The sequence below is a fragment of the Microbacterium sp. Cr-K32 genome (genome assembly GCF_000708345.1).
Classification (GTDB): Bacteria; Actinomycetota; Actinomycetes; order Actinomycetales; family Microbacteriaceae; genus Microbacterium; species Microbacterium maritypicum_A.
The window spans coordinates 208,603-234,916 of sequence record NZ_JARD01000028.1; the positions used below are offsets into that span (position 1 = coordinate 208,603).

Genomic DNA, 26,314 nt, shown 5'->3' on the forward strand with positions numbered 1-26,314 from the left:
CGACCGCCGGGTTACCGGCATCGGTCAGCTCGACAACACCCGCTCGATCAGCTCCCGCACCGCACCCTCTCCACCTCTGCGACGCAGCACGACACGGGCCTCTTCGATCACCAGCGGATGCGCGTTCGCGACCGCGACCGGCCACCCCACGATCCGCATCGCCGGCAGGTCGTTGACGTCGTTGCCGAGGTAGGCGATGTCGCCGAGAGGCACCTCGTTGTCGCGCGCCCAGTTGCGCAGCGCCGTCTCCTTGTCGTCGATGCCGTGCAGCACGGGGACCCTGAGCTTGTCGGCGCGAGCGCGGACCACCGGATTCACCTCGGTCGACAGGATCAGCAGCGGCACGCCGGCTCGGCGCAGCAGGGCGACGCCCATGCCGTCCTCCCGGCTGACCCGCACCCGTTCACCGCCGTCGGCGTCGATGATCGCGGTGTCGTCGGTGTGCACGCCGTCGAAGTCGGTGACGACCGCGCGGACCGCGATGGGCGTGGGGGCCTCGTGCAGGCGGGCGAGCGCACGGGCGACGCGGAGTTGATCCGCATCGTCGATCTCGATCGCCGTCCACTCCGGCACCGCCGCGATGCGGATCCTGCCGAAGAAGCGATGCTTGTTCTCGCGGAAGCCCGCGGCCCGGAACACATAGAACGCGCCGGTCTCGAGGTGGTGCGGCTCCCGGTCCTGTCGGCGCGGGCGGTGCGCGGCTTCGTGGTTGATCGCCACCGCCTCGCTCCCCTCCCCTTCCCGCCACAGGAACCCGTAGGTCTCGTGAGCCGAGAAGACGCTGTCGGCGCGGTCGGCACGGATCTCCTCCACGGCGTCAGCGAGCGCATCGCTCGGGATGAACGGCGAGGTCGCCTGCAGGAACGCCACGATGCCGACGGCGTCTCCGTTCGCCTCGAGGTCGTCCAATGCATGCAGGATCGCGCTCTCCGAGGTCGCGGTGTCACCGGAGAGCGCCGCGGGGCGACGGACCACCCGCGCGCCGGCCGACGTCGCCACCGCAGCGATCTCGTCATCGTCTGTCGAGACGACGACCAGATCGATGCCGGGTGCGGCGGCCGCGGCGCGGACCGCACGCTCGACCAGGGGCACACCGCCGACGCGCTGCAGGTTCTTGCGCGGCACCTGTTTCGATCCCCCGCGCGCCGGGATGATCGCCACCGTGAGGGGCTTCCGCTCGTCCATCGTCCACATCCTCGTCGTCGCCATCGTCATCGTCCGCGTAGCGCCCGCCACGCACGCCCTGCCCGCCTCCTGGCCCCGAGGGCGTGAAGGCGCCACTCCTCGATCCTGCCCACTCCCCCGGCAGGACGCAGCGCACGACGCAGGGCGTTCTCCGCCGGCGCACCGGGCAGCCGCAGCTCGGCGAGCCGTCGGGGCGTGAAGTACCGAGCACGCTCGTCGGCGTCGAGGCCACGCAGCAGTTCCTCGGCCCGACCCCGCAGGTGGCCGGCGATCTCCGGCTGCATCGCATAGCCGACCGCGTCGATGAGCAGCTGCAGTCGGGCAGGATCGGCATAGGGCGAGTCCTCACGCGTGAGGGCGTCGACCAGGGTGACCGGAATCCGGTTGCTGTTCTCGAAAGGCGTCAGGGCGGCCAGCACGGTGTCGTTTCCCGCCGAACCGATCGCCCGGCCGAAGAGCGCATGCACGGTCGGCAGCGCGGTGGAGAACCCGGCGACCACCGCCACTGCGTCCAGTCGCTCGGCGAGCAGCTCCGCCGGGAGAGGGCCGCGATACTCCTCGAAGTCGATGCCGCGACGGGCCGCTGCCCCTTCGACGGCGGCGGTCACCAGCGGCGGAGCGGCCGGATGTGGTTTGAACACGATGCACTGCGGTCCCCACTGCGCCGCGCGGTCGACCAGGCGCGTCTGCAGATCGATCTCGGCGGCCGCCGTCATCAGTCCGAGCGCCGACAGGTACTGTCCGAGCACGAGCACCGTCGGACCGGCCTCGTCCCGAGGCTCGGGCGAACCGGCATCCGTCTCGCCCAGGGCGGCGGCGAACACCCGCGGCGGCACCGGCACGACCTGTGCACCGGGTGACCCGACGAGCGGTCGGACCCCCGGTACGACATCGGCGTAGACGACCTGTTCGATGCGTGCGGCGACGGAGTAGGGGATCCGCACCCGCATCGGCGAGTACGTCATCAGACCATCGCCGATGATCGTGATGCGCGCCTGCGGGAACAACGCCATCAGTGTGCGGGCCGGCGCGACCTGCGGACTCTGCACGAACAGTTCGAGATCGTGAGGATTCAGATCCCACGCGCGTGCGAACAGCCGCTCCAGCATCGGCAGGTCGGAATCGGCCGGCTCCCACGAACTCGGATGCATGGGCCCGAGCAGGTCTTCCCACGGCTCGATACGGTCGAACCGCGCACGCAGAGATCCGAGCGCCGGGTCGTGCGCGATCCCGACCACCGTCTCGGGCACTCGTGACGAGGTGAAGGGAACCAGGAGGCGCTCGCCGACGGACGCGTCGAGGAGTCCGGAATCGATCCCGGCGACGGCCGTCGCCAGGCCATAGGCGCTGTGGAGCGCGAAGATCTGCGTCATGCCGCACGCCCTGCCTGTCGGAGGATGCGCGCGAGCACGCGGCGGCGCGGCCCGCCGAGGCGCCCCAGCACCGCAGTCACCTCATCAGTGGGGAGCCGGCGGAGCATGTCGCGGATCCCGGATCGCATCTCCGTGCGCAGCTGTGGGCTCATCCGCCGTGCGCGCACGAGGTGGTGGGAGCTGAGGGCGAGTGCGGTCCAGACGACCTTGGGCAGGAAGCGCTCCGCCTCCGCGTCCTGCTCGACCACTGAGACGACCTCATTCATGGCCCTGGCGAAGTCGAGTTGCCGCCGATCGTGCACCTGCGTCAGCGAGGTGGCGACGCCCCGGCGGTAGAGCAGGGCAGGCGCATCGACCACAGCGAACGATCGGGCCTGCAGGTGCAGTCGCCAGATCCAAGGACGGTCCTCCGCTGTGAACAGGCCCTCGGGGAACGCCGCGAGACCGCTGTCGATGATCCGGCGGTGGAAGAGCCCTGCCCAGGCGTAGGGATAGTCGACCATCGTCGACTCGTTCTCGGGCAGGATCGCCTCTCGCGGCGGTGTCACCCGCTCCCGCCACGGGTGCGGTGCGCGGACGAGCGCCCGCTGTCCGTCGGTCACCGTGACGTGGTCGGTGCGCACGAAGTCGCAGCCGAGCTCCCGCATACGCGACAGCAGTACCTCGAGCCGTCGCGGCTGCATCCAGTCGTCGCCGTCCAGGAAGCAGAAGGCGTCGCCCTCGACATGCGCGAGGCCTTGGTTGCGGGCCGTCGCGAGCCCGCGCGCCGTCGGATTCCGGAGCACCTCGGCGTGATCGAAGCACTGCGCGTACTTCTGCATGAGCTCGCCGGTGTCGTCGCGGGACCCGTCGTCGATGGCCACGAGCTTGACCGCTCCGGCATCGTCGAACTGGCGGGTGAGCGTTTCGAGCGTCGTCCCGATGTACTCGCCGGCGTCTTTCGCGGGCAGGATGACGGTGACGAAGGGTGTGCGCACAGGACTCCCGGAGACGGACGGTGTCCGGGAATGGTGCCAGGCGGTCGTTGCCGGATGGCGACGCGGAGGTGAACGATGGGTGTCCACGGAGACGAGCACTGAGGTGTGGTCCCGCACCCGAACGGAACCACACCTCCCAGTGCATCGCACTGCCGAACGTGACACGTTCGGGATGCAGGATCGCAGATACGACCCCGCGGGCCACGGGGTCGTCTGACCCCCATCAGACTCCCCCGAGACGTTCTTCGTCGTCGCATTCGTTCCCAGAGACGAAATCGACCTCCGGTAACATAATACATGCCAGCATGATGGAATCTACGCGCCGCGATGCCGCGCTCTTCGAGGTTCGGTTCGCACCCGCGCGACGCATCGACGACGATGGGAGCATGCTCTGGCCCTTCGGATCGACCTGGCGTCCCGTGCGACAGCGTCGTCGCGACACCGTCGATCTGCGATGGCTCAGCGCGAGGACGTGGACCAGGCGCTGGTACCCGCAGGGCGTCGACGTCGGCGAGTGGCGCGGGCGACGCACCCTGGCCGTGAGCTGGTTCCGTCAGGAGCTCTCCGGGGAGCACCTCGCCTCCCGCGTCACGCTCGTCGATCTGGAGCGCTCGCGCCACATCGACATCCTGCTCGCGGTCACCGATGACGAGGGCGAGCTGCAACCGGCGCGGATCCACGCCGGTGGGCTCGCCTGGTTCGGCGATCGCCTGTTCGCCGCGGCCACAGGACGCGGTGTCTGGGAATTCGACATGTCCGACATCCATCAGGTGCACGGCGCACTCGCTCAGCGACTGGCCGGGGCACGCGGTCGCAGTGGACGCACGACGGCGCTCATCGCGGTACGCACCCGCGCGCATCCGATCGCGCTGCGCTGCTCGTACCTCGGCCGCGTGTTCGACGACGCTGGCGCGTCGTTGCCGCGAGTGCTCATCGGTGAGCACCGCACGGATGACAGCGGCCGGATCGGCGAGTTCATCGTCCCCGCGAGCGCCGATGACGACTTCGCCGAGGTCGATCGCTTCACCCCGGGCATCCCGCGGATGCAGGGGGCCGTCCGCTGGGGCGATCGGCACTTCGTGTCGCAATCCGACCGTATGCACCCCGGTACGCTCTGGAGCGGCCGGCGCGAGGCGCTCGCTCCGACTCCGGTGCCGCTGCCGGTCGGATGCGAAGACCTCGCCCTCGACCTCGAGGCGGGACTGCTGTGGTCGCTCGGCGAGCACCCGTGGCGGCGCGTGGTGCGCGGCATCCCCTTCCCCCGACTCGGCATCCCCCGCAGCACCGACGACGGGACCGCCGACGGCACCCGCGACGGAGGCCGTACGCAGCGAACGTAGACTGGAGGGGTGAAGAAGCCCGCGCCTTTCCTCGTCTACACCGTGCTGCGGCTGCTGGCGTTCCTCGTCCCGCTCGCCATCCTCTGGGTGTTCTTCCCGATCTTCCGAGAGTTCTGGTGGCTCGCCGCGATCTTCGCCGCGCTGATCGGCATGAGCATCTCGATGCTGTTCCTGCGCACGCCCCTGACCGACGCCTCCGCCCGGTTGCAGGAACGCCGCGAGAGCCGCTCGTCCGCCGGACAGGCCGATGCGGACGCCGAGGACCAGGTCATCGACGAGTCGAACGACCCGATCGACGGCGACGCCAGGGCCTGAGCGCCCCGGCTGCGCTCAGCCGACGAACGCCCAGAAGAGGGCGCCCGCGTAGAGCAGCGACGTCAGCGACGTGAGCGCCAAAGCGGTCACGAGTTCCTTGGGCTGCCGGTAGGACCACACGATCGCGATCGCCGGGAGCCCTGCGAGCAGCGCCAGCAGCGAGATCCATGCGATCGGGAACGCCAACGCCAGGAAGGCCGCGATCCCGAACGGCGCGATCACGAAGAGGGTGAACAGCACCTGGGTGGCGCGGCGTCCGATCAGCACCGTCAGCGTGCGCTTTCCCACTTCGCGGTCCTGATCGATGTCCCGCAGGTTGTTCGCGAGGAGCACGGCGCAGGCGAAAAGGCCGGTCGCGATCGCACCGAGCCACGCCTGCTGCGGCAGCGCGAAGATCTGTACCCAGGTCGTGCCGAGGGTGGCGACGAGCCCGAAGAACACGAACACGAAGACCTCGCCGAGGCCGTAGTAGCCGTAGGGCCGCTTGCCGCCGGTGTAGAACCAGGCGGCCACGATGCAGGCGGCGCCCACCGCGAGCATCCACCACTGTCCGGTACGCACGACGATCGCCAGCCCGACGAGCGCGGCGAGCGCGAAGAACACCAGCCCGATGATGAGGACGGTGCGCGGCGCGACCCGCCCGGATGCGGTCAGGCGCGCGGGCCCGACCCGGTGGGCATCGGTGCCGCGCACGCCGTCGCTGTAGTCGTTCGTGAAGTTCACGCCGATCTGCAGCAGCACCGCGACGGCGAGACAGGCGAGCGCGATGACCCAGTGGAACTCGGGCCCGGTGCTGCGCGCGGCTCCCGTGCCGATCACGACCGGCGCGATCGCGAGAGGAAGGGTGCGAAGACGCGCGGCCCCGACCCAGTCGGAGGCCGTCACGGGGCCCGCTTCGATCGCCGGACGCTTCGCCGGGTTGCCGCTCGTGCGGACCGGGGTGCGCTTCGCGGTCGGGGTCTTCTTCTTGCGCTGGGAGGATGCTGCCACGCAGGGAATCCTACTGGCCGGGGCGATGCCCGACCTCAGCGTGAGGGCCCATCAGGAGTTCGGGTTGCTGTCCTTGCCGTCGAGCCACAGGGTGTCGGACGCGTCTGCGTGGGCACCGCCCGTGCCCACGTGCTTGTCGCTGATCTGCGGGCCCTTGGTGATCACGTGCACGAGCGCCATGGCGTGCCCCTGACCGAGTTGGTAGTCCTCTTTGAGCCACGCGACGATCGGCGTCGCCTTGGTGGTGCGGTCGAACCCCTTCTCGGTCGCGAGGGCGATGAACTGCCGCGGGGTGAGGCCGGTCTTGGTCTCGATGTTGTCGAGGTATGCCTGGAAGGACATCGGTGCTCCTGCGGTCAGTCCTCATCGAGGAACGTCTGGATGATGGTGGCGGAGGCGTGGATGCCGATGATGCGGAGCACCCCGTCCCCCACGTTGGTGAAGCGGTGGGCGATGAAGGCGGGCCCGGTGGCCGTGTCTCCCGCCCCGGCCACGAAAGTCTCCTCGCCCACCGTGATCGAGGCAATGCCCTCGATCACGACCCAGGTCTCAGGATAGGGATGCCAGTGCAGCCCCGGCCCTTCCCCCGGCTGGTTCTCGACGAAGAAGTACGACACTTCGGCTCCGTGCTCGGCTCCCACGAACCTGCGGCTGCCGCCCGTACCGATGCGGATGTCCGCCCCGGAGACGACCCCGTTCGATGGTGATGTGCTGTTCATGGCACCAGTCTCGACAGACTCGCGAAGAGTCCCTAGAGTTTCGACGTGGATCGAAACTCCGGCCCGATCGAGGGCGTCGAGCACCCCGATCACCGCGTCGAGTTCCACCTGAGCCCGGGTGACGTCGAGGCGGTGCGGTTCGGCATCTCGCCCGGACACGAGCTCGCGCACGCGGTACGGGTACTACGGCGACCGACCGCCCACCCCCTGCAATGGGGGTGGCTGCGTTCCGTGCGCGACCGCCTCCCCCGCGACGACGTCGCGCTGCTCGCCACTGTGATCGGCGACGACGGCTACCTGCCCGACTTCCTGACGACCACGCCCCGCTGGGACCTCACGCCCGAGATCGAGCTCGACGAACTGCGTGCCGCATCCCTCGGCCCGATGCGCGTCGACTTCGGGAAGATGGTGGCGCGGTCGAGCGGAACCCGGCGAGAGGCTCTCCGCGAGATGCGGGATCACCCCGCCCGCGCCCGCAGCCTGATCGCCGACGCGTGGGGCGCCGTGTGGGACGCCGCACTCGCCCCGGTGTGGCCGCAGCTCGACCGGCTGCTGCGCGCCGACATCGCCGTCCGCACACGCACGATGGCGAGCGCGGGCATCGCCGGCATGGCCGGCGATCTGCACCGACAGGTGACCTGGGGGTCCGGTGCCGTCCGCGTCTCGCTGCGCCGCCACAGCGAACAGGTCGACTGCCGGGGAAGCGGCATGGTCCTGGTCCCGTCCGTCATGTCGTCATGGGGATGCATGGTGCTCACCGAGCCGCCGGCACAGCCCACCCTGTTCTATCCCGCCCGGGGAGTCACGGCCGGATGGGCCCGCGACGCCACCGAGATCGCCGACGCCCTCGGCGCCCTGTTGGGGCCGGCCCGAGCGGCCATCCTGCTCGGCGCCGGCACGGCCCGCACGACCTCGCAGGTGGCACGCGATGCCGACATCGCGATATCGACGGCATCGCACCACCTCTCGGTGCTGCGGGGCGGCGGTCTCATCGCCAGCGAACGCGACGGCGCCAGGATGCTGCATCTGCGCACACCGCTGGGCGAGGCGATGGTCGGCGCGATGCTCTGACGCCCGCTCGTCCGACTACTCGGTGGAGCCCACCGGGATGATCGGCCGGTGCTCGTAGTACGTCTGCAGGACCACGGTCGTGCGGGTGCTGACGTTCGCCGCGAGCCGCACGTCGCGCACCAGTTCTTCGAGCGCACGCGGTGACGGAACCCGCACGAAGAGCATGTAACTGGCATCGCCGGCGATGGAGTGACATGCCTCGATCGCGTCCAGGTGCTCCAGCAGCTCGGGCGCGTTGTCGGGCTGCGCCGGGTCGAGCGGGGTGATCTCGATGAACGCCGAGAGCGGCGTGCCCACCTGCTCGGGGTCGAGGATCGCCTGGTATCCGGAGATGACTCCCCGCGTCTCCAACCGACGCAGGCGCGACTGCACCGCCGAGACCGACAGCCCCACCGCATCCGAGAGCTGGGAGAGCGTGGCACGGCCGTCACGGGAGATCGCGGTCAGGATCGCGCGGTCGACAGAGTCATCCATGGCTGTAAGATTATCGTCAGGATTCCGTTTGTGCAGGAATCTTTCCGTCAAAAACTCCGATCGGAGGTCCCGATGTCCCTTCTTTCCGCCAACAGTTCCGCTGTTCAGGCCATCGTCGGCGAACCCGAGGTCGTCGAGGACGCATCGATCGCGGAGCAGTCGACCGCTTGGGCACAGCTCAAGGACGCGGCGATCGCGATCCGCGAGATGCAGATCAAGGACGGCTCGATCCCGGACGCCGCTCATCATGCCGCCGCCCGCGAGCTGGTCGGCGCCATCACCGCCGCGATCCGCGCGCTCGCCCCGGCCTTCCCGCACGACGCCGAGTATCTCGCCGCCTCCGTGGTCGACTTCGACCGCTGGTCCGCCTCGGACTTCGGCGTGCCGGACTTCCTCGACTCGCTCATGGCCTTCCAGCCGCAGCAGCACCGCGTCGACGGCATCCGTCACCTCGTCGTGTTCCCGATGTACACGCAGAACGGATCCAGCGACCGCCTGGTCGAAGCGCTGATCGTCGAGACGATCTGGCCGGAGTTCATCGCGGCGCTCGAAGCGGGCGACTACGGCAACAAGCTGTTCGTCTCGCTGCGTCTGGTCGACTTCACGCCCGGATACGACACCAATTCGGCCGTGCTGTTCCCCGAGACCGTCGCGATGCGCGAGATCCCGTCCTTCACATGGGGCGCGATCTTCCAGGACCGCGAGGCGGCCCGCTACCGTCGCGTCACCCGTGCCGCTGCCGAGATCACCAACCTCGACCTGCCGGAGCGCGCGGCCGCGATGCTGGACGATCAGCAGGTGGCAGAGAAGACGTTCGTGATGTGGGACATCATCCACGACCGCACCCACATGCGCGGAGACCTGCCGTTCGACCCGTTCATGATCAAGCAGCGGATGCCGTTCTTCCTCTATTCGCTCGAGGAGATGCGCTGCGACATGACGGCGTTCCGCGAGTCCGTGAAGATCGAGCGCGCCCTCGCGGCACGCATCGACGCCGGCGAGGAGCTCACCGCGACCGAGCAGGAGATGCACGACTACGCGCACCTCGTGCAGTACGCGGTGATCTTCGACCGCATCTTCCGCTTCTCGATCACGGGCACCCGCACCCGCAACTACGACGCGGTCGGCGGGCAGCTGCTGTTCGCATGGCTGCACCAGCGCGGCGTGCTGCACTGGACCGACACCGCTCTGGCGTTCGACTGGGACAACGTGCCCGATGCCGTGGTGGCTCTGGGCGATGCGATCGACGACCTGTACTGGCACTCGATCGACCGCCCGAAGGTTTCGCACTGGCTCGCCGCATACGAACTGGTGCGCGGCACGCTCACCCCGCACCCGGCATCGCAGTGGGCTCGCGGGCTCACGGACGAGATCCTCGCCGGTGCGCCGAAGGGCTACACGGACGCCGTGATGGACGACGAGTTCCCGCTGTCGATGTTCTTCGAGACCCTCGACAAGAAGATGAAGCCGGTCATCGAGTCGACTGTCGGCATCCGCGGTACCGACGACTGAGGACGAAGACCACGCGCGCACCGCGCGCGTTCCGAGTGTGACGCTGGGGCGCACCGCGCTGCGGCCGGAACCTGTTCTGCGGATCTCTCCGCGGGTTCCGGCCGCAGAAGCCCCGACGACGCGGAAGAGTGGACACATGGCTGAACGCACCGATTCGAACGCCGCCGGACGCACCGTCGTCCTCGCCGGAGCGACCAGCGCCGCCGGCCTCGCCGCCACACGCGCACTGGTCGCCGCGCATGCCCGTGTCATCGCCACCGGCCGCTCCGCGGAGCGCCTGCGGGAACTCGCAGATGCCGGGGCTCAGGTCGAGGTCGCCGATGCGACCTCCCTCGACGCGATGACCGCCGTGGCCTCGCGGATCGGCCCCGTGGATGCGGTGGTCCCGCTGGTCGGCGGCTGGCGCGGTGGTGGAGGGCTGGCCGGGCAATCCGACGCTGACTTCGCCGCCCTGCTGCCGGCACTCGAAGCGGTGCGCGCCACGAGCCGGGCGTTCGACACTGCCCTGCGCGCCTCCGCGGCCGGACGCTTCGCGGTCGTCTCCTCGACCGCCGTCGCACGTCCCCTCGCCGGCGGGGCGAACTACGCCGCCGTCAAGGCCGCGAGCGAAGCCTGGGCCCGAGCGGTCGCTCAGGGGTATGCCAAGGCGTCGCGCGAGGCCGGGGAGCCACTGCGGGCCGCATCCGTCGTGTTCCGCGCCCAGGCGCTCGACGCCGAGGTGCTCGCTGCACGGATCGTCGCGCTGTGGGATGCGGACGCCGCCGAGCTCAATGACCGGGTGTTCGACGTGGCCTGATTCCGCCCGGGATCACCGACGCGGTCCCCCGGATTCGGGGGGCATCCCCGGCACGACGGGCGGCGCGTCCGCACGCCGGGTCACGACGGGCTCGGTCTCGTCATCGTCCGGTGTCCGGTCCGAGATCTCCTCCTCCGCCCCCGCGACCTCCTGCTCCGGAGCCTCTGCGTACAGCTCTGTGAGCTTGCGGTACGAGCGGGTGAAGAAGGCCAGTGTGGCGGCGACGACCATGATCAGTCCGGCGAAAAGGCAGATGAGCGCGATGCCTCGAGCCTCTCCCTCGCCGAGCAGCCACCCCCACTGCCGCTGCCCCTGTGCGGTGTCCATGTACGGGATGATCAGGAACTCGGCGATCGGTGCGATCAGGAATGCGGTGATCGGGGCCGCTGCCGCCTCCATCGCGGCGGCCACTCCGAACACACGCCCCTGCCGCTCGAACGGCACGACCTTCTGGATCACGGTCTGCTCGGCCGCCTCCACCGGAGGCACCAGCGCCATGTACACCCACATGCCGACCACATACAGCGGCCACCACTCCCGCAGCATGAACACGGAGCCCAGCAGCCCCATCGCGATGACCACGAGCAGCATCGTGCGCATCGGCTTCGGACCGAGACCGAACTTGGCCACGAGTCCCCCGCCGACCAGGAATCCGGTCGACGCGAACGCCAGGGCGAATCCCCAGGTCTGGGCGTCGAAGAGCGTCAGCCCGTAAGGATCCATGAGCGCCATGTAGACGCCGCCGATGAGGTTGTTGAACGTGGAGAAGATGATCAGTGCGAAGAGGCCGGGAGCCAGCCGGATGGCCCGCACGCTTCCCCGGAAGTCGAGCGCGCTCGACGCGTTCGGGTCGGGCTCCGGATCGCCCTCGGGGATGCGTACGAACAGCAGATGCACGAAGGTGAGCGCCATGGCGGCGATGGCGATCGCGAGCGTCCACCCCATGCCGAGGAAGCCGATCGAGAGTCCCGAGAACACGCTCGTGACGAGGAAGGCGATGCCCTGCACCGTGCCGACCAGGCCGTTGGCGTTCGCACGTCTCTCTTCGGGGATGAGCAGGGTGACCGTCGTGGACAGCGCGATGTTGCGCAGCTGCTCGATGACTCCGCCGAACAGGATAATGCCAGAGAACAGCCAGAACCACGGTCCGCCCAGGTCGAGCAGGGCCGCCTCGGGCTGCCAGAGGTAGAGCACCCCGGCCACCAGGAAAGCGACAGCCGAGATGACGCTCGAGATCACCATGACGGTGTGCTTGCGGTTTCGGTCGACGATCGTGCCGAACGCCATCGCGAAGAACGCGACGAACAGCATGTAGGCACCGCCGATGATGCCCGTGGCCAGCACCGACTGCGTCTCGATGTAGACCCAGAACGTGAGCGCGAACCACAGGAAGCTCGTCGTCACGTTCGCGATGAGCGTGTTGACGAGGACGTTGGCGAAGGCCCTCTTCGCTGCGGTGCGCTGCATGCCTAAGAGGGTAGGACCGGCCTCCGACATCCGGAAGCCCCTCTCCGGACAGAACATCGTCGTCGCACCGCGAGCACCGGCCGGACAATTAGGCTGGGGAGGTGAGCATCCAGCATGACCCCGCGATCCGGGGCTTCGCCAGTGACAACTACTCCGGTATCCACCCCGAGATCCTCGCGGCGATCGTCGCGGCGAACGGCGGCCACCAGAGCGCCTACGGCGAGGACGCGTACACCGCGCGCCTGCAGGAGGTCTTCCAGGAGCACTTCGGCGAGGGCGTGGAGGCGTTCCCGGTGTTCAACGGCACCGGCGCGAACGTGACCGGCCTGCAGTCGATGCTGCCGCGTTGGGGCGCGGTGATCGCCGCCTCCACCGCGCACATCAACGTCGACGAGGCTGCGGCACCTGAGAAGATCGGCGGCTTCAAGCTGCTCACGGTCGCCACCGACGACGGCAAGCTCACCCCCGAGCTGATCGACCGCGAGGCCTGGGGCTGGGGCGACGAGCACCGCGCGCAGCCGCTGGTCGTCTCGATCACCCAGACCACCGAGCTCGGCACGCTGTACACGGCCGACGAGATCCGCACGATCGCCGACCACGTGCATGAGCGCGGCATGAAGCTGCACCTCGACGGCGCACGCCTCTCGAACGCCGCTGCCGCCCTCGACCTGCCGCTGCGCGCGTTCACCCGTGACGCGGGCGTCGACGTGCTCACCTTCGGCGGGACGAAGAACGGTGCCATGCTCGGCGAGGCGATCGTCGTGCTGAACCCCGAGGCCTCCCACGGACTGAAGTACTCGCGCAAGTTCAACATGCAGCTGTCGTCGAAGATGCGGTTCGTGTCGGCGCAGCTGATCGCCCTGCTCGAGAGCGACCTCTGGTTGCGCAACGCCCAGCACGCCAACGCCATGGCGGCCCGTCTGCGTTCCGAGATCGAGGCCGGCATCGCCGACGGCTCCATCCGGGGCGTCGGATTCACCCAGCCGACCCAGTCCAACGGCGTGTTCGCCACGCTCCCCGACGGAGTCGCCGACCAGCTCCGCGACTCGTTCCGCTTCTACGACTGGGACGCGGCGCGCAAGGAGGTGCGGTGGATGTGCGGCTTCGACACCGAGCAAGCCGACGTCGACGCCTTCGTCGCCGAACTCGCCCGGCTCACCACGGCCTGACCCTCCGCGAGCGTCAGCGCAGAAGACGTCAGCGCAGCAGACCGAGGCTCGCGAGAGCCTGTCGGATGAGCGTGCCCCGGCCGTTCTCCATCTCGGCGGCGACCGCGTCGGAGCCGGCGGCCTCCGGCGAGAACCAGGTGACCTCGAGAGCGTCCTGACGCGGCTCGCACGTTCCCGTCACCGGCACCACGAACGCCAGCGACACGGCGTGCTGCCGATCGTCGTGGAACGCACTCACCCCGGGGATCGGGAAGTACTCGGCCACCGTGAACGGCAGCGGCTGCGGCGGCAGCAGAGGGAAGGCCATCGGGCCCAGGTCGTTCTCGACGTGGCGGAAGAGGGCGTCGCGGATCGTCTCACCGAAGCGGACGCGACCGGACACGATCGTGCGGGTCATCTCGCCCATCGGAGTGGAGCGCAGCAGGATGCCGATCTCGATCACCTGGCCGGAGCCGTCGGTGCGCACCGGGATCGCCTCGACGTAGAGCATCGGCAGACGGCGCCGAGCCTCTTCGAGCTCGAACTCGCTCAGCCAGCCGGGATTCGCGTCGGGCGCGGGCCGGTTCGAATCCGGGAAGTCACCGAGACCGTCGTCATCGGGCTCCGGATCGGGATCAGGTGTGCGGACGGCCATGTGTCCTTTCTACCAGCCGCTTCTGCGAACCGACACCGCGCACACGTCTGTCGCCCCTGGCAGGATGACGGTGTGAGCGAGAACCTGACGATCGACGACACCGCGACCCGATGGTCGTCCCCCGACCGCGCGGGGCTGCCACTGCTGGTCCTGCTGCACGGCTACGGTGCCGACGAGCACGACCTGTTCGGACTCGTCCCCTCCCTCCCCGAGGGCATCGCCGTGGCATCCGTGGCCGCGCCCCTCGCACCGCCGTGGCCGATGCCGGGGCGTTCCTGGTACCCGATCGAGGGACTCGACGGGCGCAGCTCCGAGGCCGTGACCGCCGCCGCGGAGGCCTTCCTGCGCTGGCTCGACACCGCGGCGGCCGATGCCCCCTCGGTCGCCCTGCTCGGCTTCTCTCAGGGCGCGGCGGTGTCGCTGCAGGCTCTGCGCCTGGCACCGGAGCGCTTCGGAGCCGTCGCGGTCCTCAGCGGCTACGCGGCACCGGGCGAGCTGCCGAACGACGAGTCGCTGGCAGAACTGCGCCCGCACGTGTTCTGGGGCCGGGGCACGCACGACGACGTCATCCCTCCCACGCTGATCGATCACACCGCGCAGTGGCTGCCTGCGCACTCCGAACTGTCCGGACGGGTGTACACCGGCCTCACGCACAGCATCTCCGAGGAGGAGCTGACCGACGTGCACCGGTTCCTCACGAAGTGGCTGGAGGGGATCACCACCGGCTGATCAGAGCTCGGGCTTCTCGTCGGGCTTCTCCGCGGAAGCGCCGGGATCGCCGTCAGGGCCGTCGTCGGTGTCGTCGCCGTCAGGGGCGCCGTCAGGGGCGTCGTCAGGGTCGCCCTCAGGCTGGCTTCCCGGGCGGGAACCCCCGCCCGACGTGATGGCGACGGAGAGCGCGACACCGATCGCCACTCCGATCCCGATACCGAGCGCCCAGTTCTGCAGGGCGGCGCCCATCGACGCTCCGATCGCCACCCCGAGCGCGAGCCCGACGCCCAGCCCCATGCGCGAACGCGACTCTTGCGGACTCGGATCCTGATCTGCCATGACTCCACGGTACGGACCCGTCGGCTCGACGGCATCCCCCACGCGACGGAGATCCGACACGCCCGGGGGTTGCGCGATCCTGACAACCCCGGGTATCGTCGGGGAGTCCTGTCCGCCGTGTCTGGAAGTCCTTTGATCTGATCCGTCGCCTCCGCGCTCTTCTTTCCGCGCGCTGACCCGACGATCGCCGACTCCACGGCAGACCCTCTCCTCTCGCATCCTGTGACGCGTGTCACGGCCCGGCAGGGGCTCGGTGTCAGTGCACCCTCGCACTCGACAGGAGACACTCATGTCAACTCCCACCACTCTTCACGCGTCGGTCATCCTCGACCGGCTCACCTTCACCTGGCCCGACGGCTCGGTCGCGCTCGACGGCGTCTCTGGCGCATTCGGCTCGGGACGCACCGGCCTGGTCGGTCGCAACGGCGCGGGCAAGTCGACGTTGCTGCGGCTGATGGCCGGCGAGCTCGAACCGACCTCGGGCATGGTCACGGCATCCGGCGAGGTCGCGTACCTTCCGCAGCAGCTGACTCTCGATGTCGACCGCCGCGTCGCCGAGCTTCTCGGAGTGTCGGAGGCGCTCGATGCCGTGCGGGCGATCAGCGCCGGCGACGTGGATCCCGCCCACTTCGACGCCGTCGGCGACGACTGGGACATCGAGGCGCGCGCCGAGGCGTCCCTGGCGGAGGCCGGACTCGCCTCGGACTTCCTCGACCGCAGGGTCGGCGAGCTGTCGGGCGGGGAGGCCGTGCTCGTCGCGATCGCCGGCATCCGTCTGCGCCGCGCACCGATCACGCTCCTCGACGAGCCGACCAACAACCTCGACCGTGACGCCAGGGCGAAGCTCGCGGCGATGGTGCGCGCCTGGAAAGGCACGCTCATCGTCGTCAGCCACGACCTGTCGCTGCTCGAGCTGATGGACGATACCGCCGAGCTCTACGCCCAGACCTTGAGCGTGTTCGGCGGTCCGTATTCGGAATGGCGTGCGTGGCTGGACGCCGAGCAGGATGCCGCGAAGCAGGCCGAGGTCACCGCCGCCCAGGTGCTCCGCAAGGAGAAACGGCAGCGGATCGAAGCCGAGGTGAAGCTCGCCCACCGCGCGCGCACCGCGAAGAAGGCGGAGATCGAGAAGCGGGTCCCGAAGATCGTCGCGCACGGCCGGAAGATGGCCGCCGAGGTATCGGCCGGCAGGCTCCGCACCGAGGTCGGAGCGAAGGAGGATGCCGCGCGCTCGGTTCTCGACGAGGCCGGGCGACGGGTACGCTCCGATTCGTCGATGAAGATCGAGCTGCCCGACCCGCAGGTGTCGCGCAGCCGCCGCATCGCGACGGTCGGCGATCACGAACGCGCGTGGGTGATCCAGGGGCCGGAGCGGGTCGCGCTGATCGGACGTAACGGCGCGGGGAAGACCACGCTGCTGGAGCGGTTGGTCGCCACCGGCGTTCACAGCTCAGGAGCAATGACTCCCGTCGGGCCGCAGGGGCGGGAAGGAAGCGGATCCGAGACGGAGGTCCTGAGTTCCGTACGGCCAGCCCTGCATGCCGAGGCCCATACCGACCTGATCGGCTACCTGCCGCAGCGGGTCGACGGCCTCGACGAGGAGCGGTCGGTGTTCGAGAACATCGCCGCCGCAGCGCCGCACGTGCCGGAGAAGGAACTGCGCAACCGCCTCGCGCGGTTCCTCATCCGCGGGGCCACCGCGGAGCGACCGGTCGCCGCCCTCTCCGGTGGCGAGCGCTTCCGCGTCGCGCTGGCGAAGCTGCTGCTCGCCGACCCGGCACCCCACCTCGTGGTGCTGGACGAGCCGACGAACAACCTCGACCTCGACACGGTCGACCAACTCGTCGACGCCCTCCGCGCCTACCGCGGGGCCGTGCTCATCGTGAGTCACGACGATGCGTTCCTGCGGCGGCTCGACCTCGATCTGACACTCCAGATCGACGCCGACGGCGCGCTCCAGGAGGTCTCGCTGGAGCAGTGACGTGCGGGAGGACGACAACGCGCGGAAGACGACGACGCGCGCCGGGACTCCGTTTCCTCGGCGCGCGCCGTCGTCGCACCGGAACCGTCAGACGAGGCCGACCTCGTAGGCGAGGATGACGGCTTGCACGCGGTCGCGCAGATCGAGCTTGAGCAGGATGCGGCCGACGTGGGTCTTCACCGTCGACTCCGACACGAACAGGCTCTCGCCGATCTCGGTGTTGTTGTATCCCTTGGCGATCGCGAGGAAGACATCCCGCTCGCGTTCGGTCAACACGTCCAGCCGTGAATCGACCGCCTCGGCCTGTCGGGGAAGACGGGTGGCGAACAGGTCGAGCATCGACCGTGTGACGCGCGGCGAGACGAGGGCGTCACCGGCGGCGATCGCGCGGATCGCGGCGGTCAGCTGCGCGGGCGGGGTGTTCTTCAGCAGGAACCCGCTCGCTCCTGCGCGGAGGCTGCCGAACGCGTACTCGTCGAGGTCGAAGGTCGTGAGCACCAGCACCCGGCTCGACGGCGTGCTCCGCACGATGCGCCTGGTCGCCTCGATCCCGTCCATCTCCGGCATCCGGATGTCCATCAGGATCACATCGGGTCGCAGATCGGCCGCGAGGTGCACGGCCTCCGCTCCTGAGACGGCCTCCCCGACCACCTGCATGTCATCTTCGGCATCGAGCACCATCCGCATGCCGCGACGGATCAACTCGTGGTCGTCCACGATGAGCAGCCGGATCTTCTCCTCGGTCATCCCTGTTCCTCCTGTTCGGGAAGTTCCACCCGCACGCGCCATCCGCCCTCGGGGAGCGGACCGGCGTCGACCGTCCCGCCGGCCAGCCGCGCGCGTTCCCGCACGCCCACGAGGCCGCGGCCCGATCCGACCGAGACCGCCGGCGGGCCCTGCCGGCCGTCATCGGTGACCTCGATCACGAGGACCTCTCCACGGAAATCGAGACTCACGAGCACCTCACGCGGGTCCTTGGCATAGCGCAGCGCATTCGTGAGCGCCTCCTGCACGATGCGGTGGATCGTGTTCTGCAGCGCCGGTGCCCCGGGCGCCGCCCCTTGCATGTGCACCGTCACCGGCAGACCCGCGGAGCGGAAGGTCTCGACCAGGGCCGTGAGTTCCGCCAGTCCGGGGTTGGGGCGCAGCGGGCTCTGCTCCTCGCCGTCGTCCGCGTCGTCGCCGAGCGCGCCCAGCAGCTGGCGCATCTCGACGAGCGATTGCCGTCCGACCTCGCCGATCTCCTGGATGGCGCTGCGCGAACGCTGCGGATCCTTCTCCGCGAGCGCGCCGGCGCCGTCGGCGAGCGACACCATGACCGACACGCTGTGCGCGACGACGTCGTGGATCTCGCGGGTGATCCTCGCGCGCTCGGCCAGCGTCGCGATCCGCGCCTGCTGGTCGCGTTCGCGTGCGAGCTGGTTGGCGCGGTCGAGGATCGCCCCGATGTAGCGCCGCCGGTCACCCACCGTGACTCCGAGGAGCGCGGCGATCAGCATCACGACGAGGAACAGCAGGCTGCCCGGCACATACGTGAAGCCGCCATCGGGGGCACCGCGGCGCAGCCAGTCGAGAGCGGGGAGCACCACGACCCCGGCCAGCACCGTCACCCCGAAGGCGACCCATCCGCTGCGATTCGAGCGGTAAACGAAGAGCGCGTAGAGGGCGAAGCCGACGCCGATCGGCTCGGCAGGCGTGTCGGCGATGAGCGCCACGACCGCGACGACCGCGAAGACCCCGAACGTGAGCCACGGTCGATACCTGCGGAAGAGGAGTCCGATCGCCGCGAGCACGCCCAGCACTATCGGGACGACGATCGGAGCGAGCGGGGACCAGTCGCCCGAGGAGAGGGGAGCGACGACCGCCCAGAACACACTCACGATGAGGTACGCGAAGGCGAGCAGACCGTCGAAGAGCCAGGGGTGGTTTCCCCAGAACCGCCGGACGATCCCCGGCGGCCGCGGCAGGTCCACCGACCGGGCCCCGCTCTCGCCGACGGATGCTGACTCTCGCATATGACGACTCTACGCACCGCACGTCGGGTTCCTCAGCGGGAGACGGCGACGAGCGCACCCGTCGCAGTGCGACGCGCGGTGCTCTGATGCGAATCGAGGGTCGGCGCCACCGGTTTCCACGTCTCGCGCCGCACCCGTCGACGCCGCTGCGCGACCGCCGTGTCCATTCCGAGGATCGCGAGCCACCCCATGCCGATGGTGGTCGCGACGAGCTCGAAGATGCTGCCGATGTCCGTGCGGAACTGCAGCAGGGAGAGGATGCCTCCCGCCGCGGCGATCACGGCCGTCGAGACGCCTGCGCCGAGCGACAGCACCCGGAGCGTGCGCCGACCTTCGACGAAGGAGACCTGCAGCATCGCGAACGCGGCCAGGGCGAAGGCGAGCACGGCGACCGTGGTGTGCACCAGATCCTGCCAGGTGAACGCGGGCCCGACCGGCAGCGGGCACCCGGTCGTGCACGTGACCTGCGAGGCCACCAGGAACAGCGATGATGCCATCGCCACCGAGAACGACGGCGACCAGATGCTCAACCACGGCACCGTCGAACGCAGCCCGCGCGAGGCCCAGGCCACAGCGAAGCCACCGGTGACGAGGAGCAGCAGTGCGAGCTCGAACCATCCCGCGGTCGGCTCGCCGTCGGCTCCGAGTCCGCTCACATACAGGACGCGGTCGATGCTCAGACGGGCGACCCAGATGATGGTCAGCGCGACGGCGACGAGCAGGCTTCCGACGATCGAGGCGACGATGCGGAGAGTGGTTCCGGCAGGGCGAGAGGCGGTGTTTTCGGTGGGCATAGGGAGACGGTATGAGCGGAGGCCACCCCGTCGCGTCGGCCCGAAGTGCCCACTGTCGAGGGGCGTCGTACCGAGGTACGACGCCCCGTCGTCGCCGCGATGCGGGGGAACGACCTCTGCCGAAAGCCGTCCCTTCGCGGTCGCGGGAGGTGTGCGCATGCGAACCTCCCACCTTCCGCCGACATCGTTCACGACCCCGATGTCCCCGGCCTCGACGAAGATGGAGGGATGAGCGACGTGCTCGACCGATTCACCCCCGCGACGCAGGACTGGTTCCGGGGTGCTTTTCCCGCGCCCACGCCGGCGCAGGCAGGCGCCTGGAATGCGATCTCCGCGGGCAAGCATGCGCTCGTGGTGGCACCGACCGGGTCGGGCAAGACACTGTCGGCGTTCCTGTGGGCGATCGACAGCGTCTTCCGGGAGCGCATGGCGGAGACCGCCCCTCCGGCGAAGGGCGAGCCACGCACGCGCATCCTCTACATCTCTCCGTTGAAAGCGCTCGGCGTCGACGTCGAGCGCAACCTCCGCTCGCCCCTGATCGGCATCGGACAGTCGGCCAGACGGCTCGGAGCCCCGGCGCCGGCGGTGACGGTCGGCGTGCGCTCGGGCGACACGACCTCGAGCGACCGACGCAAGCTCGTGTCCGACCCGCCCGACATCCTCATCACGACCCCCGAGTCTCTGTACCTCATGCTGACGAGCCGCGCAGGTGAGACGCTGCGCGGCGTGCACACCGTGATCATCGACGAGGTGCACGCGGTCGCCGCCACCAAGCGCGGCGCGCACCTCGCCGTGAGCCTGGAGCGCCTCGACGCGCTGCGCCGCGCGAACGGCATCGAGACTCCCGCGCAGCGCATCGGACTCTCGGCCACCGTCCGCCCGATCGACGAGGTCGCCCGGTTCCTCGGCGGCTCGGCTCCGGTCGAGATCGTCGCGCCCCCCGCATCCAAGACCTTCGAGCTCGGCGTGGTCGTGCCGATGGATGACATGACCAACCCGCCGCCCCCTCCCGGTGTGCCGGGGGATGCCGCCGATGCCGAGTACTCCGAGGTCACCGGCTCGGTCTGGCCGCACGTCGAGGAGGCGATCGTCGACCGCATCCTGCAGAACAACTCGACGATCGTGTTCGCCAACTCCCGTCGGCTCGCCGAGCGCCTCACCGGGCGTCTGAACGAGATCTACTCCGAGCGGATCGGCGTCGAACTTCCGGCGGCGACCGTACCCGCCGCCATGATGGCGCAGGCCGGAGCGACCGCAGGTGCCGATCCCGTGCTCGCGAAGGCGCACCACGGTTCGGTCTCGAAGGAGCAGCGCGCGCAGGTCGAGGAAGAGCTCAAGTCCGGCGTGCTGCGCTGCGTCGTCGCGACGAGCAGCCTCGAGCTCGGCATCGACATGGGAGCGGTCGACCTCGTGATCCAGGTCGAGGCACCACCCTCGGCGGCCTCCGGTCTGCAGCGGGTGGGCCGCGCCGGTCACCAGGTGGGCGAGATCAGTCGCGCCGCGCTCTTCCCGAAGCACCGCGGCGACGTGCTGCACACCGCGATCGTGACCGAGCGGATGCTCGCGGGCAAGATCGAGGCGATCCAGGTGCCGCGCAACCCGCTCGACATCCTCGCGCAGCAGACCGTCGCCGCGAGCGCCCTCGGAGCCATCGGGGTCGAGGAGTGGTTCGAGACGGTTCGCCGGTCGGCGCCCTTCCAGGCTCTTCCGCGTTCGGCCTACGAGGCGACGCTCGATCTGCTGGCCGGTCGATTCCCGTCCGACGAGTTCGCCGAGCTGCGCCCCCGACTGGTGTGGGATCGCGATGCCGGCACGCTGACCGGGCGACCGGGAGCACAACGGATCGCGGTGACCAGTGGCGGCACGATCCCGGACCGCGGCCTGTTCGGCGTCTTCGTGGCCGGCGAATCGACGGGCGCGCGGGTCGGCGAGCTCGACGAGGAGATGGTCTACGAGTCGCGGGTGGGCGACGTGTTCACGCTCGGTACGACGAGCTGGCGGATCGCGGAGATCACCCACGACCGCGTCAACGTGATCCCGGCCTACGGGCAGCCGGGCAAGGTGCCGTTCTGGCACGGCGACGGGATCGGCCGCCCGTTCGAGCTCGGCGAGGCTCTGGGCGCGTTCTCCCGCGAGGTGTCGGCGGCCACGCCCGAGAAGGCGGCGCAGAGACTGATCGACGCCGGACTCGACGAGCAGGCGCGAGCGAACCTGATGGCGCACCTGACCGAGCAGCGCGAAGCGACGGGCACGCTCCCGACCGACCGCACGCTCACCGTCGAACGCGGTCGCGACGAGGTCGGCGACTGGCGTGTCATCCTGCATTCCCCCTACGGCATGAAGGTGCACGCACCCTGGGCGCTGGCGATCAACGCCCGGGTGCGTGAGCGCCTCGGCGTCGAGGGGTCGGCGGTCGCGAGCGACGACGGCATCATCGTGCGCATCCCCGATGCCGAGGCCGAGCCGCCCGGCGCAGAGCTGTTCTTGTTCGAGCCCGACGAGCTGGAACACCTGGTCACCGAAGAGGTGGGCGGCTCCGCCCTGTTCGCGTCCCGCTTCCGCGAGTGCGCGGCGCGGGCACTGCTCATGCCCCGCATGAATCCCAACAAGCGCACCCCGCTGTGGCAGCAGCGACAGCGGTCGGCTCAGCTGCTCGAGGTGGCCAGGCGCCATCCGACCTTCCCGGTGATCCTCGAGACCCTGCGCGAAGTGCTGCAGGACGTCTACGACCTCCCCTCGTTGCGCACCCTCGCGACGTCGATCGCCGACCGCCGCATCCGCCTCGTCGAGACCGAGCCCGGCCAGCCCTCGCCGTATGCCCGTGACCTGCTGTTCGGCTACGTGGGCGCCTTCATGTACGAGGGCGACTCCCCTCTCGCCGAGCGCAGAGCGGCCGCTCTCTCGGTCGACCCCGCACTGCTCGGCGAGCTGCTGGGCACGGTCGAGCTGCGCGAACTGCTCGACCCCGACGTGATCGCCCAGTTCGAGCGCGAGGCGCAGCGTCTCGACCCCGATCGCCGAGCGCGCGGACTCGAGGGCGTCGCCGACCTGCTGCGGATGCTCGGCCCCCTCGACGCCGACGAGGCGACGGCCCGCCTCGACCCCGACTCGATCGTCGACACCTCGGCAGCCGCCCTGCTCGACGAGCTGATCACCGCGCGCCGGGCGATCCCCGTGACCATCGCCGGCACGAGCCGGGTCGCGGCGATCGAAGATGCAGGACGCCTGCGCGATGCCCTGGGCGCTGCGCTCCCGACCGGTGTCCCTGTCGCCTTCCTCGAACCCGTCGCCGACCCGCTCGGCGACCTCGTCGCCCGCCATGCCCGCACGCACGGCCCGTTCACGACGGATGCCATCGCCGCCCGGTTCGGACTCGGCGCCGCGGTGGCCCGGCACACCCTGCAGCGCCTCGAGACCGCGGGGCGGATCACGAGCGGCTACTTCCTGCCGGAGGCGGCGGGCAGCGGCGATGCGATCGAATGGTGCGACACCGAGGTGCTGCGCCGCCTGCGGATGCGCTCGCTCGCCGCGATCCGTGGATCGGTCGAACCGGTCTCCCCCGAGGCGTACGCCCGATTCCTGCCCGACTGGCAGCACATCGGTCGCCCCCTCGACGGCGTCGACGGCGTGCTCAGCGTGATCGAGCAGTTCGCCGGTGTTCCGATTCCCGCGAGCGCCTGGGAATCGTTGGTCCTCCCCTCCCGCGTGCGCGACTACTCCCCCGGGATGCTGGATGAGCTGACGGCCGCCGGCGAGGTCATCTGGTCGGGGCACGGCACGCTTCCGGGGCGCGACGGCTGGGTGTCGCTGCATCCCGCCGACATCGCGCCCTTCACCCTCCCGGAACGCGACGCCGAGATCGCCTCCGACTCCCTGGAATCCCGCATCCTCATCGCCCTCGACGTCGGCGGCGCCTACTTCGCCGGGCAGCTGAAAGACATGGCCGCGGCCGAGAACGAGCAGTCCGTGCTCGAGGCGCTGTGGTCGCTGACGTGGTCGGGCTACGTCACCAACGACACCTTCGCCCCGATCCGCTCTCTTCTCGCCGGCGGCTCGCAGGCACACAAGGTGAAGCGCCGCGCCCCCCGCGCCCGCACCTACCGCGGCGTGTCCTTCACCGGATCCGCCGCACCGCGACCCGCGTCGATCGGCGGACGCTGGTCGCTGCTGCCCGCACTCGAGACCGATCCCTCCCGTCGGGCGACCGTCACCGCCGGCCTCCTGCTCGACCGCTACGGCGTCGTGACCCGCGGCGCCGTGCAGGCCGAAGGCGTGCCCGGCGGCTTCGCGCAGGCCTATCGAGTGCTCGCCGGTTTCGAAGAGGCAGGGCACTGTCGCCGCGGCTACGTGATCGAGAAGCTCGGCGCCGCGCAATTCGCCGCCTCAGGCACCGTCGACCGACTGCGCACCTACGCGGGCCTCGCCGATCCACCACCCCGCACGGCCGTCACCCTCGCCGCGACCGACCCCGCGAACCCCTACGGTGCGGCGCTCGGCTGGCCCAAGCTCGACGGGGTGTCGCACCGCCCCGGGCGCAAGGCGGGAGGTCTGGTCGTCCTGGTCGACGGCACCCTGGTGCTCTCCCTGGAACGCGGTGGCCGCACGGTGCTGTCGTTCAGCGATGACGTCGACGTGCTGCGTGCCGCCACCGCCGACCTCGCCGCCACCGCGCGCAGCCGACGCCTCGATACCCTCACCGTCGAGAAGATCAACGGCGAGGGGGTCTACGGCACCGCACTCGCGCTCGCCCTGCAGGAGGCCGGCTTCGTGGCGACGCCGCGCGGATACACCCTCCGCAAGGTCGTCTGAGCGATGCCCCTACGCTGGAAGCCATGATCCGAGAGTTCGCCGCCGGCATCCGCACGCTGCTGCGGGGATTCGGCCTGTGGCGCACGCGGCCCGGCCTCATGGTGCTCGGCCTGATCCCCGCGATCATCGCCCTGATCCTGCTCGCCGCCGCACTCGTGCCGCTGATCATCTCGCTGCCGTCGGTCTCCACCTGGCTGACGCCGTTCGCCGAGGGGTGGCTCGAACCGTGGCGCGGACTGCTGCGGTCCGCAGTGAGCTTCGTGATCGTCGCGGCGGCGCTCGCCCTGGCCAGCGTCGTGTTCAGCGCTCTGACCCTGACGATCGGCGACCCGTTCTATCAGCGCATCTGGCACGCGGTCGAGGTCGATCTCGGTGACGCTCCCCCTGCCGACGGCGGCAGCTTCTGGAGCGCCCTCGGCGAAGGGCTCCGACTGGTCCTGCTCGGCATCCTGATCGCGATCCTCGTACTGCTGATCGGCCTCATCCCGGCCGTCGGTGGATTCCTCGGCCCCATCGCCGGTGTCGTGCTCACCGGTCGACTGCTCGCACGCGAACTGACGGGCCGCGCCTTCGACGCCCGCGACCTCAACCCCGCCGACCGAGCCGTGCTGTTCTCCGGCAGCCGCGCACGGGTGCTCGGCTTCGGTGTCGCGACCCAGCTCTGCTTCCTCATCCCCGGCGGCGCCGTCGCGATCATGCCCGCCGCCGTCGCCGGCAGCACCATGCTCGCGCGGGACATGCTCACCCGCGCCGGAACCGCTGCGCTGCCCACGACGACGACCCCGACGCCGCCCCCGCCGGCGCCCCTCGGGGCTTCCTGATGCCCGAGGGCGACACGGTCTTCCGCACGGCCCGACGCCTCGACGAAGCGCTGGCCGGTGCGGAGGTCACCCGCTTCGACCTCCGCGTCCCCCGGTTCGCCACGCTCGATCTGACCGGGCAGCCCGTGCACGGCGTGGTTCCCCGCGGCAAGCATCTGCTCATGCGCATCGGCGACAGCACACTGCATTCGCATCTGCGCATGGACGGCGCCTGGTTCACGTACCGCCCGGGAGAGAAGTGGCGGCACCCGGCGTTCAAGGTGCGCGGCGTCGTCGGCACACCGCGGAGTGAAGCCGTGGGCGTCGACATCGCCGAGATCGAGGTCGTCGCCACGCGCGACGAGGACCAGCTCGTGGGGTACCTGGGGCCGGATCCCCTCGCCGACAGCTGGGACGCGGCCGAAGCGGTCAGGCGTCTCGGGGCCGATACGCGCAGCATCCATGTCGCGCTCCTCGATCAGCGCAACGTCGCGGGGTTCGGCAATGAGTACGCCGCGGAACTCCTGTTCCTGCGCGGAATCCTGCCGACCACGCCGACGCCGGACGTCGATGTGTCCACCCTCATCGATCTCGGCGTCCGCACCATCCGCGCCAATCGCGACCGCCGCCACCGCACCTTCACCGGCATCGATCGCCCGGGTCAGGGCACCTGGGTGTACGGTCGCGCCGGACGCCCGTGCCGACGCTGCGGAACCCTCATCCGACGCGGCGAGCAGGGCGCCGATCCGACCCGCGAGCGCGTCACCTTCTGGTGCCCCTCCTGCCAGCGCTGACCACATCCATCCGCGGGAATGAATCCGCCGCTGCCGTGGTTGTTGATAT

At 70.0% G+C, this 26,314-nt stretch carries 24 protein-coding genes; 11 read left to right on the forward strand and 13 right to left on the reverse strand.

All coding sequences use genetic code 11. The features are described 5' to 3' along the window. Nucleotides 1-24: 24 nt before the first annotated feature. The 3 genes from GZ64_RS20080 to GZ64_RS0115465 are packed head-to-tail and all read right to left on the reverse strand — an operon-like array spanning nucleotide 25 to nucleotide 3,535. Nucleotides 25-1,185, reverse strand: coding sequence for a cytidylyltransferase domain-containing protein (locus GZ64_RS20080; protein ID WP_029267443.1), 1,161 nt, complete (start codon nucleotides 1,183-1,185; stop codon nucleotides 25-27). A 26-nt stretch (nucleotides 1,186-1,211) separates the two neighbouring features. After that, entirely contained in the window at nucleotides 1,212-2,558 is a 1,347-nt protein-coding gene (locus GZ64_RS0115460) for a polysialyltransferase family glycosyltransferase (RefSeq protein WP_029267445.1), read from the reverse strand. Continuing rightward, nucleotides 2,555-3,535, reverse strand: a complete 981-nt coding sequence (locus GZ64_RS0115465) for a glycosyltransferase family 2 protein (protein ID WP_029267447.1) — start codon at nucleotides 3,533-3,535, stop codon at nucleotides 2,555-2,557. The genes GZ64_RS0115460 and GZ64_RS0115465 overlap by 4 nt, the downstream gene beginning before the upstream one ends. 305 nt (nucleotides 3,536-3,840) lie before the next feature. Between GZ64_RS0115465 and GZ64_RS0115470 the strand changes: the two genes are divergently transcribed. Both GZ64_RS0115470 and GZ64_RS0115475 read left to right on the forward strand, forming a co-directional pair. Beyond that, complete coding sequence (locus GZ64_RS0115470; RefSeq protein WP_036331644.1) at nucleotides 3,841-4,875, forward strand: hypothetical protein; 1,035 nt, start codon at nucleotides 3,841-3,843, stop codon at nucleotides 4,873-4,875. A gap of 9 nt (nucleotides 4,876-4,884) precedes the next feature. Then, entirely contained in the window at nucleotides 4,885-5,190 is a 306-nt protein-coding gene (locus tag GZ64_RS0115475) for a DUF4229 domain-containing protein (protein ID WP_021201170.1), read from the forward strand. Between the two features lie 15 nt (nucleotides 5,191-5,205). Here GZ64_RS0115475 and GZ64_RS0115480 read toward each other — a convergent pair whose 3' ends face one another. From GZ64_RS0115480 to GZ64_RS0115490, 3 genes are read right to left on the reverse strand one after another with little or no spacing between them, the layout of a single operon-like run. Next, nucleotides 5,206-6,180 carry a 1,4-dihydroxy-2-naphthoate polyprenyltransferase gene (locus GZ64_RS0115480; RefSeq protein WP_029260012.1) on the reverse strand — a complete coding sequence of 325 codons (975 nt, stop codon included), beginning with the start codon at nucleotides 6,178-6,180 and terminating at the stop codon, nucleotides 5,206-5,208. A gap of 51 nt (nucleotides 6,181-6,231) precedes the next feature. Then, nucleotides 6,232-6,522 carry a DUF4287 domain-containing protein gene (locus GZ64_RS0115485; RefSeq protein WP_021201172.1) on the reverse strand — a complete coding sequence of 97 codons (291 nt, stop codon included), beginning with the start codon at nucleotides 6,520-6,522 and terminating at the stop codon, nucleotides 6,232-6,234. 14 nt (nucleotides 6,523-6,536) lie between these two features. Next, on the reverse strand, nucleotides 6,537-6,899 hold the full coding sequence (locus GZ64_RS0115490) for a cupin domain-containing protein (RefSeq protein WP_029267450.1): 363 nt from the start codon (nucleotides 6,897-6,899) through the stop codon (nucleotides 6,537-6,539). 45 nt (nucleotides 6,900-6,944) lie between these two features. Between GZ64_RS0115490 and GZ64_RS0115495 the strand changes: the two genes are divergently transcribed. Next, nucleotides 6,945-7,970 (forward strand): ArsR/SmtB family transcription factor, encoded by a 1,026-nt coding sequence (locus tag GZ64_RS0115495; RefSeq protein ID WP_081859773.1) that lies wholly within the window; start codon nucleotides 6,945-6,947, stop codon nucleotides 7,968-7,970. Between the two features lie 15 nt (nucleotides 7,971-7,985). Here the strand turns inward: GZ64_RS0115495 and GZ64_RS0115500 are convergent, their stop codons facing one another. Continuing rightward, nucleotides 7,986-8,444 carry an Lrp/AsnC family transcriptional regulator gene (locus GZ64_RS0115500; RefSeq protein WP_017829260.1) on the reverse strand — a complete coding sequence of 153 codons (459 nt, stop codon included), beginning with the start codon at nucleotides 8,442-8,444 and terminating at the stop codon, nucleotides 7,986-7,988. Nucleotides 8,445-8,516: 72 nt separating this feature from the next. Between GZ64_RS0115500 and GZ64_RS0115505 the strand changes: the two genes are divergently transcribed. Together GZ64_RS0115505 and GZ64_RS0115510 are read left to right on the forward strand one after the other, a co-directional pair. After that, nucleotides 8,517-9,956: a DUF6421 family protein gene (locus tag GZ64_RS0115505; RefSeq protein WP_029267454.1), complete on the forward strand. Its 1,440-nt coding sequence runs from the start codon at nucleotides 8,517-8,519 to the stop codon at nucleotides 9,954-9,956. A gap of 136 nt (nucleotides 9,957-10,092) precedes the next feature. Continuing rightward, nucleotides 10,093-10,752: an SDR family NAD(P)-dependent oxidoreductase gene (locus GZ64_RS0115510; protein WP_029267456.1), complete on the forward strand. Its 660-nt coding sequence runs from the start codon at nucleotides 10,093-10,095 to the stop codon at nucleotides 10,750-10,752. Between the two features lie 12 nt (nucleotides 10,753-10,764). On the opposite strand, the gene GZ64_RS0115515 is transcribed toward GZ64_RS0115510, so the two are convergent. Next, the gene (locus GZ64_RS0115515; protein ID WP_029267458.1) at nucleotides 10,765-12,219 is read right to left on the reverse strand and encodes an MFS transporter; all 1,455 of its coding nucleotides are present in this window, start codon (nucleotides 12,217-12,219) and stop codon (nucleotides 10,765-10,767) included. Between the two features lie 101 nt (nucleotides 12,220-12,320). Here GZ64_RS0115515 and GZ64_RS0115520 point away from each other — a divergent pair, with 101 nt between their 5' ends. Then, entirely contained in the window at nucleotides 12,321-13,388 is a 1,068-nt protein-coding gene (locus GZ64_RS0115520; RefSeq protein WP_029267459.1) for a threonine aldolase family protein, read from the forward strand. Between the two features lie 28 nt (nucleotides 13,389-13,416). Here the strand turns inward: GZ64_RS0115520 and GZ64_RS0115525 are convergent, their stop codons facing one another. Continuing rightward, complete coding sequence (locus GZ64_RS0115525; protein WP_021201180.1) at nucleotides 13,417-14,022, reverse strand: NUDIX hydrolase family protein; 606 nt, start codon at nucleotides 14,020-14,022, stop codon at nucleotides 13,417-13,419. Between the two features lie 72 nt (nucleotides 14,023-14,094). On the opposite strand from GZ64_RS0115525, the gene GZ64_RS0115530 reads away from it, so the two are divergent. After that, on the forward strand, nucleotides 14,095-14,751 hold the full coding sequence (locus GZ64_RS0115530) for an alpha/beta hydrolase (RefSeq protein WP_029267461.1): 657 nt from the start codon (nucleotides 14,095-14,097) through the stop codon (nucleotides 14,749-14,751). Here GZ64_RS0115530 and GZ64_RS19215 read toward each other — a convergent pair whose 3' ends face one another. Continuing rightward, nucleotides 14,752-15,072, reverse strand: a complete 321-nt coding sequence (locus tag GZ64_RS19215; RefSeq protein ID WP_136025440.1) for a hypothetical protein — start codon at nucleotides 15,070-15,072, stop codon at nucleotides 14,752-14,754. It lies immediately after the preceding gene. A gap of 289 nt (nucleotides 15,073-15,361) precedes the next feature. Here GZ64_RS19215 and GZ64_RS0115540 point away from each other — a divergent pair, with 289 nt between their 5' ends. Then, the gene (locus tag GZ64_RS0115540) at nucleotides 15,362-17,053 is read left to right on the forward strand and encodes an ABC-F family ATP-binding cassette domain-containing protein (RefSeq protein WP_029267463.1); all 1,692 of its coding nucleotides are present in this window, start codon (nucleotides 15,362-15,364) and stop codon (nucleotides 17,051-17,053) included. 87 nt (nucleotides 17,054-17,140) lie between these two features. On the opposite strand, the gene GZ64_RS0115545 is transcribed toward GZ64_RS0115540, so the two are convergent. From GZ64_RS0115545 to GZ64_RS0115555, 3 genes are read right to left on the reverse strand one after another with little or no spacing between them, the layout of a single operon-like run. Continuing rightward, on the reverse strand, nucleotides 17,141-17,800 hold the full coding sequence (locus GZ64_RS0115545) for a response regulator (RefSeq protein WP_029260003.1): 660 nt from the start codon (nucleotides 17,798-17,800) through the stop codon (nucleotides 17,141-17,143). Further along, nucleotides 17,797-19,068: a sensor histidine kinase gene (locus tag GZ64_RS0115550; RefSeq protein WP_051668092.1), complete on the reverse strand. Its 1,272-nt coding sequence runs from the start codon at nucleotides 19,066-19,068 to the stop codon at nucleotides 17,797-17,799. Before GZ64_RS0115550 ends, GZ64_RS0115545 begins: the two co-directional genes overlap by 4 nt. Nucleotides 19,069-19,100: 32 nt before the next feature. Then, a complete protein-coding gene (locus GZ64_RS0115555; RefSeq protein ID WP_197020537.1) occupies nucleotides 19,101-19,862 on the reverse strand; it encodes a DUF998 domain-containing protein in 762 nt (253 codons plus the stop codon). A gap of 228 nt (nucleotides 19,863-20,090) precedes the next feature. Between GZ64_RS0115555 and GZ64_RS0115560 the strand changes: the two genes are divergently transcribed. From GZ64_RS0115560 to GZ64_RS0115570, 3 genes are read left to right on the forward strand one after another with little or no spacing between them, the layout of a single operon-like run. Continuing rightward, nucleotides 20,091-24,671 carry an ATP-dependent helicase gene (locus tag GZ64_RS0115560; RefSeq protein ID WP_029267469.1) on the forward strand — a complete coding sequence of 1,527 codons (4,581 nt, stop codon included), beginning with the start codon at nucleotides 20,091-20,093 and terminating at the stop codon, nucleotides 24,669-24,671. 23 nt (nucleotides 24,672-24,694) lie between these two features. After that, a complete protein-coding gene (locus GZ64_RS0115565; RefSeq protein ID WP_029267471.1) occupies nucleotides 24,695-25,492 on the forward strand; it encodes an EI24 domain-containing protein in 798 nt (265 codons plus the stop codon). Further along, nucleotides 25,492-26,265 (forward strand): DNA-formamidopyrimidine glycosylase family protein, encoded by a 774-nt coding sequence (locus GZ64_RS0115570; protein ID WP_029267473.1) that lies wholly within the window; start codon nucleotides 25,492-25,494, stop codon nucleotides 26,263-26,265. Before GZ64_RS0115565 ends, GZ64_RS0115570 begins: the two co-directional genes overlap by 1 nt. The last annotated feature ends 49 nt before the right edge of the window (nucleotides 26,266-26,314 follow it).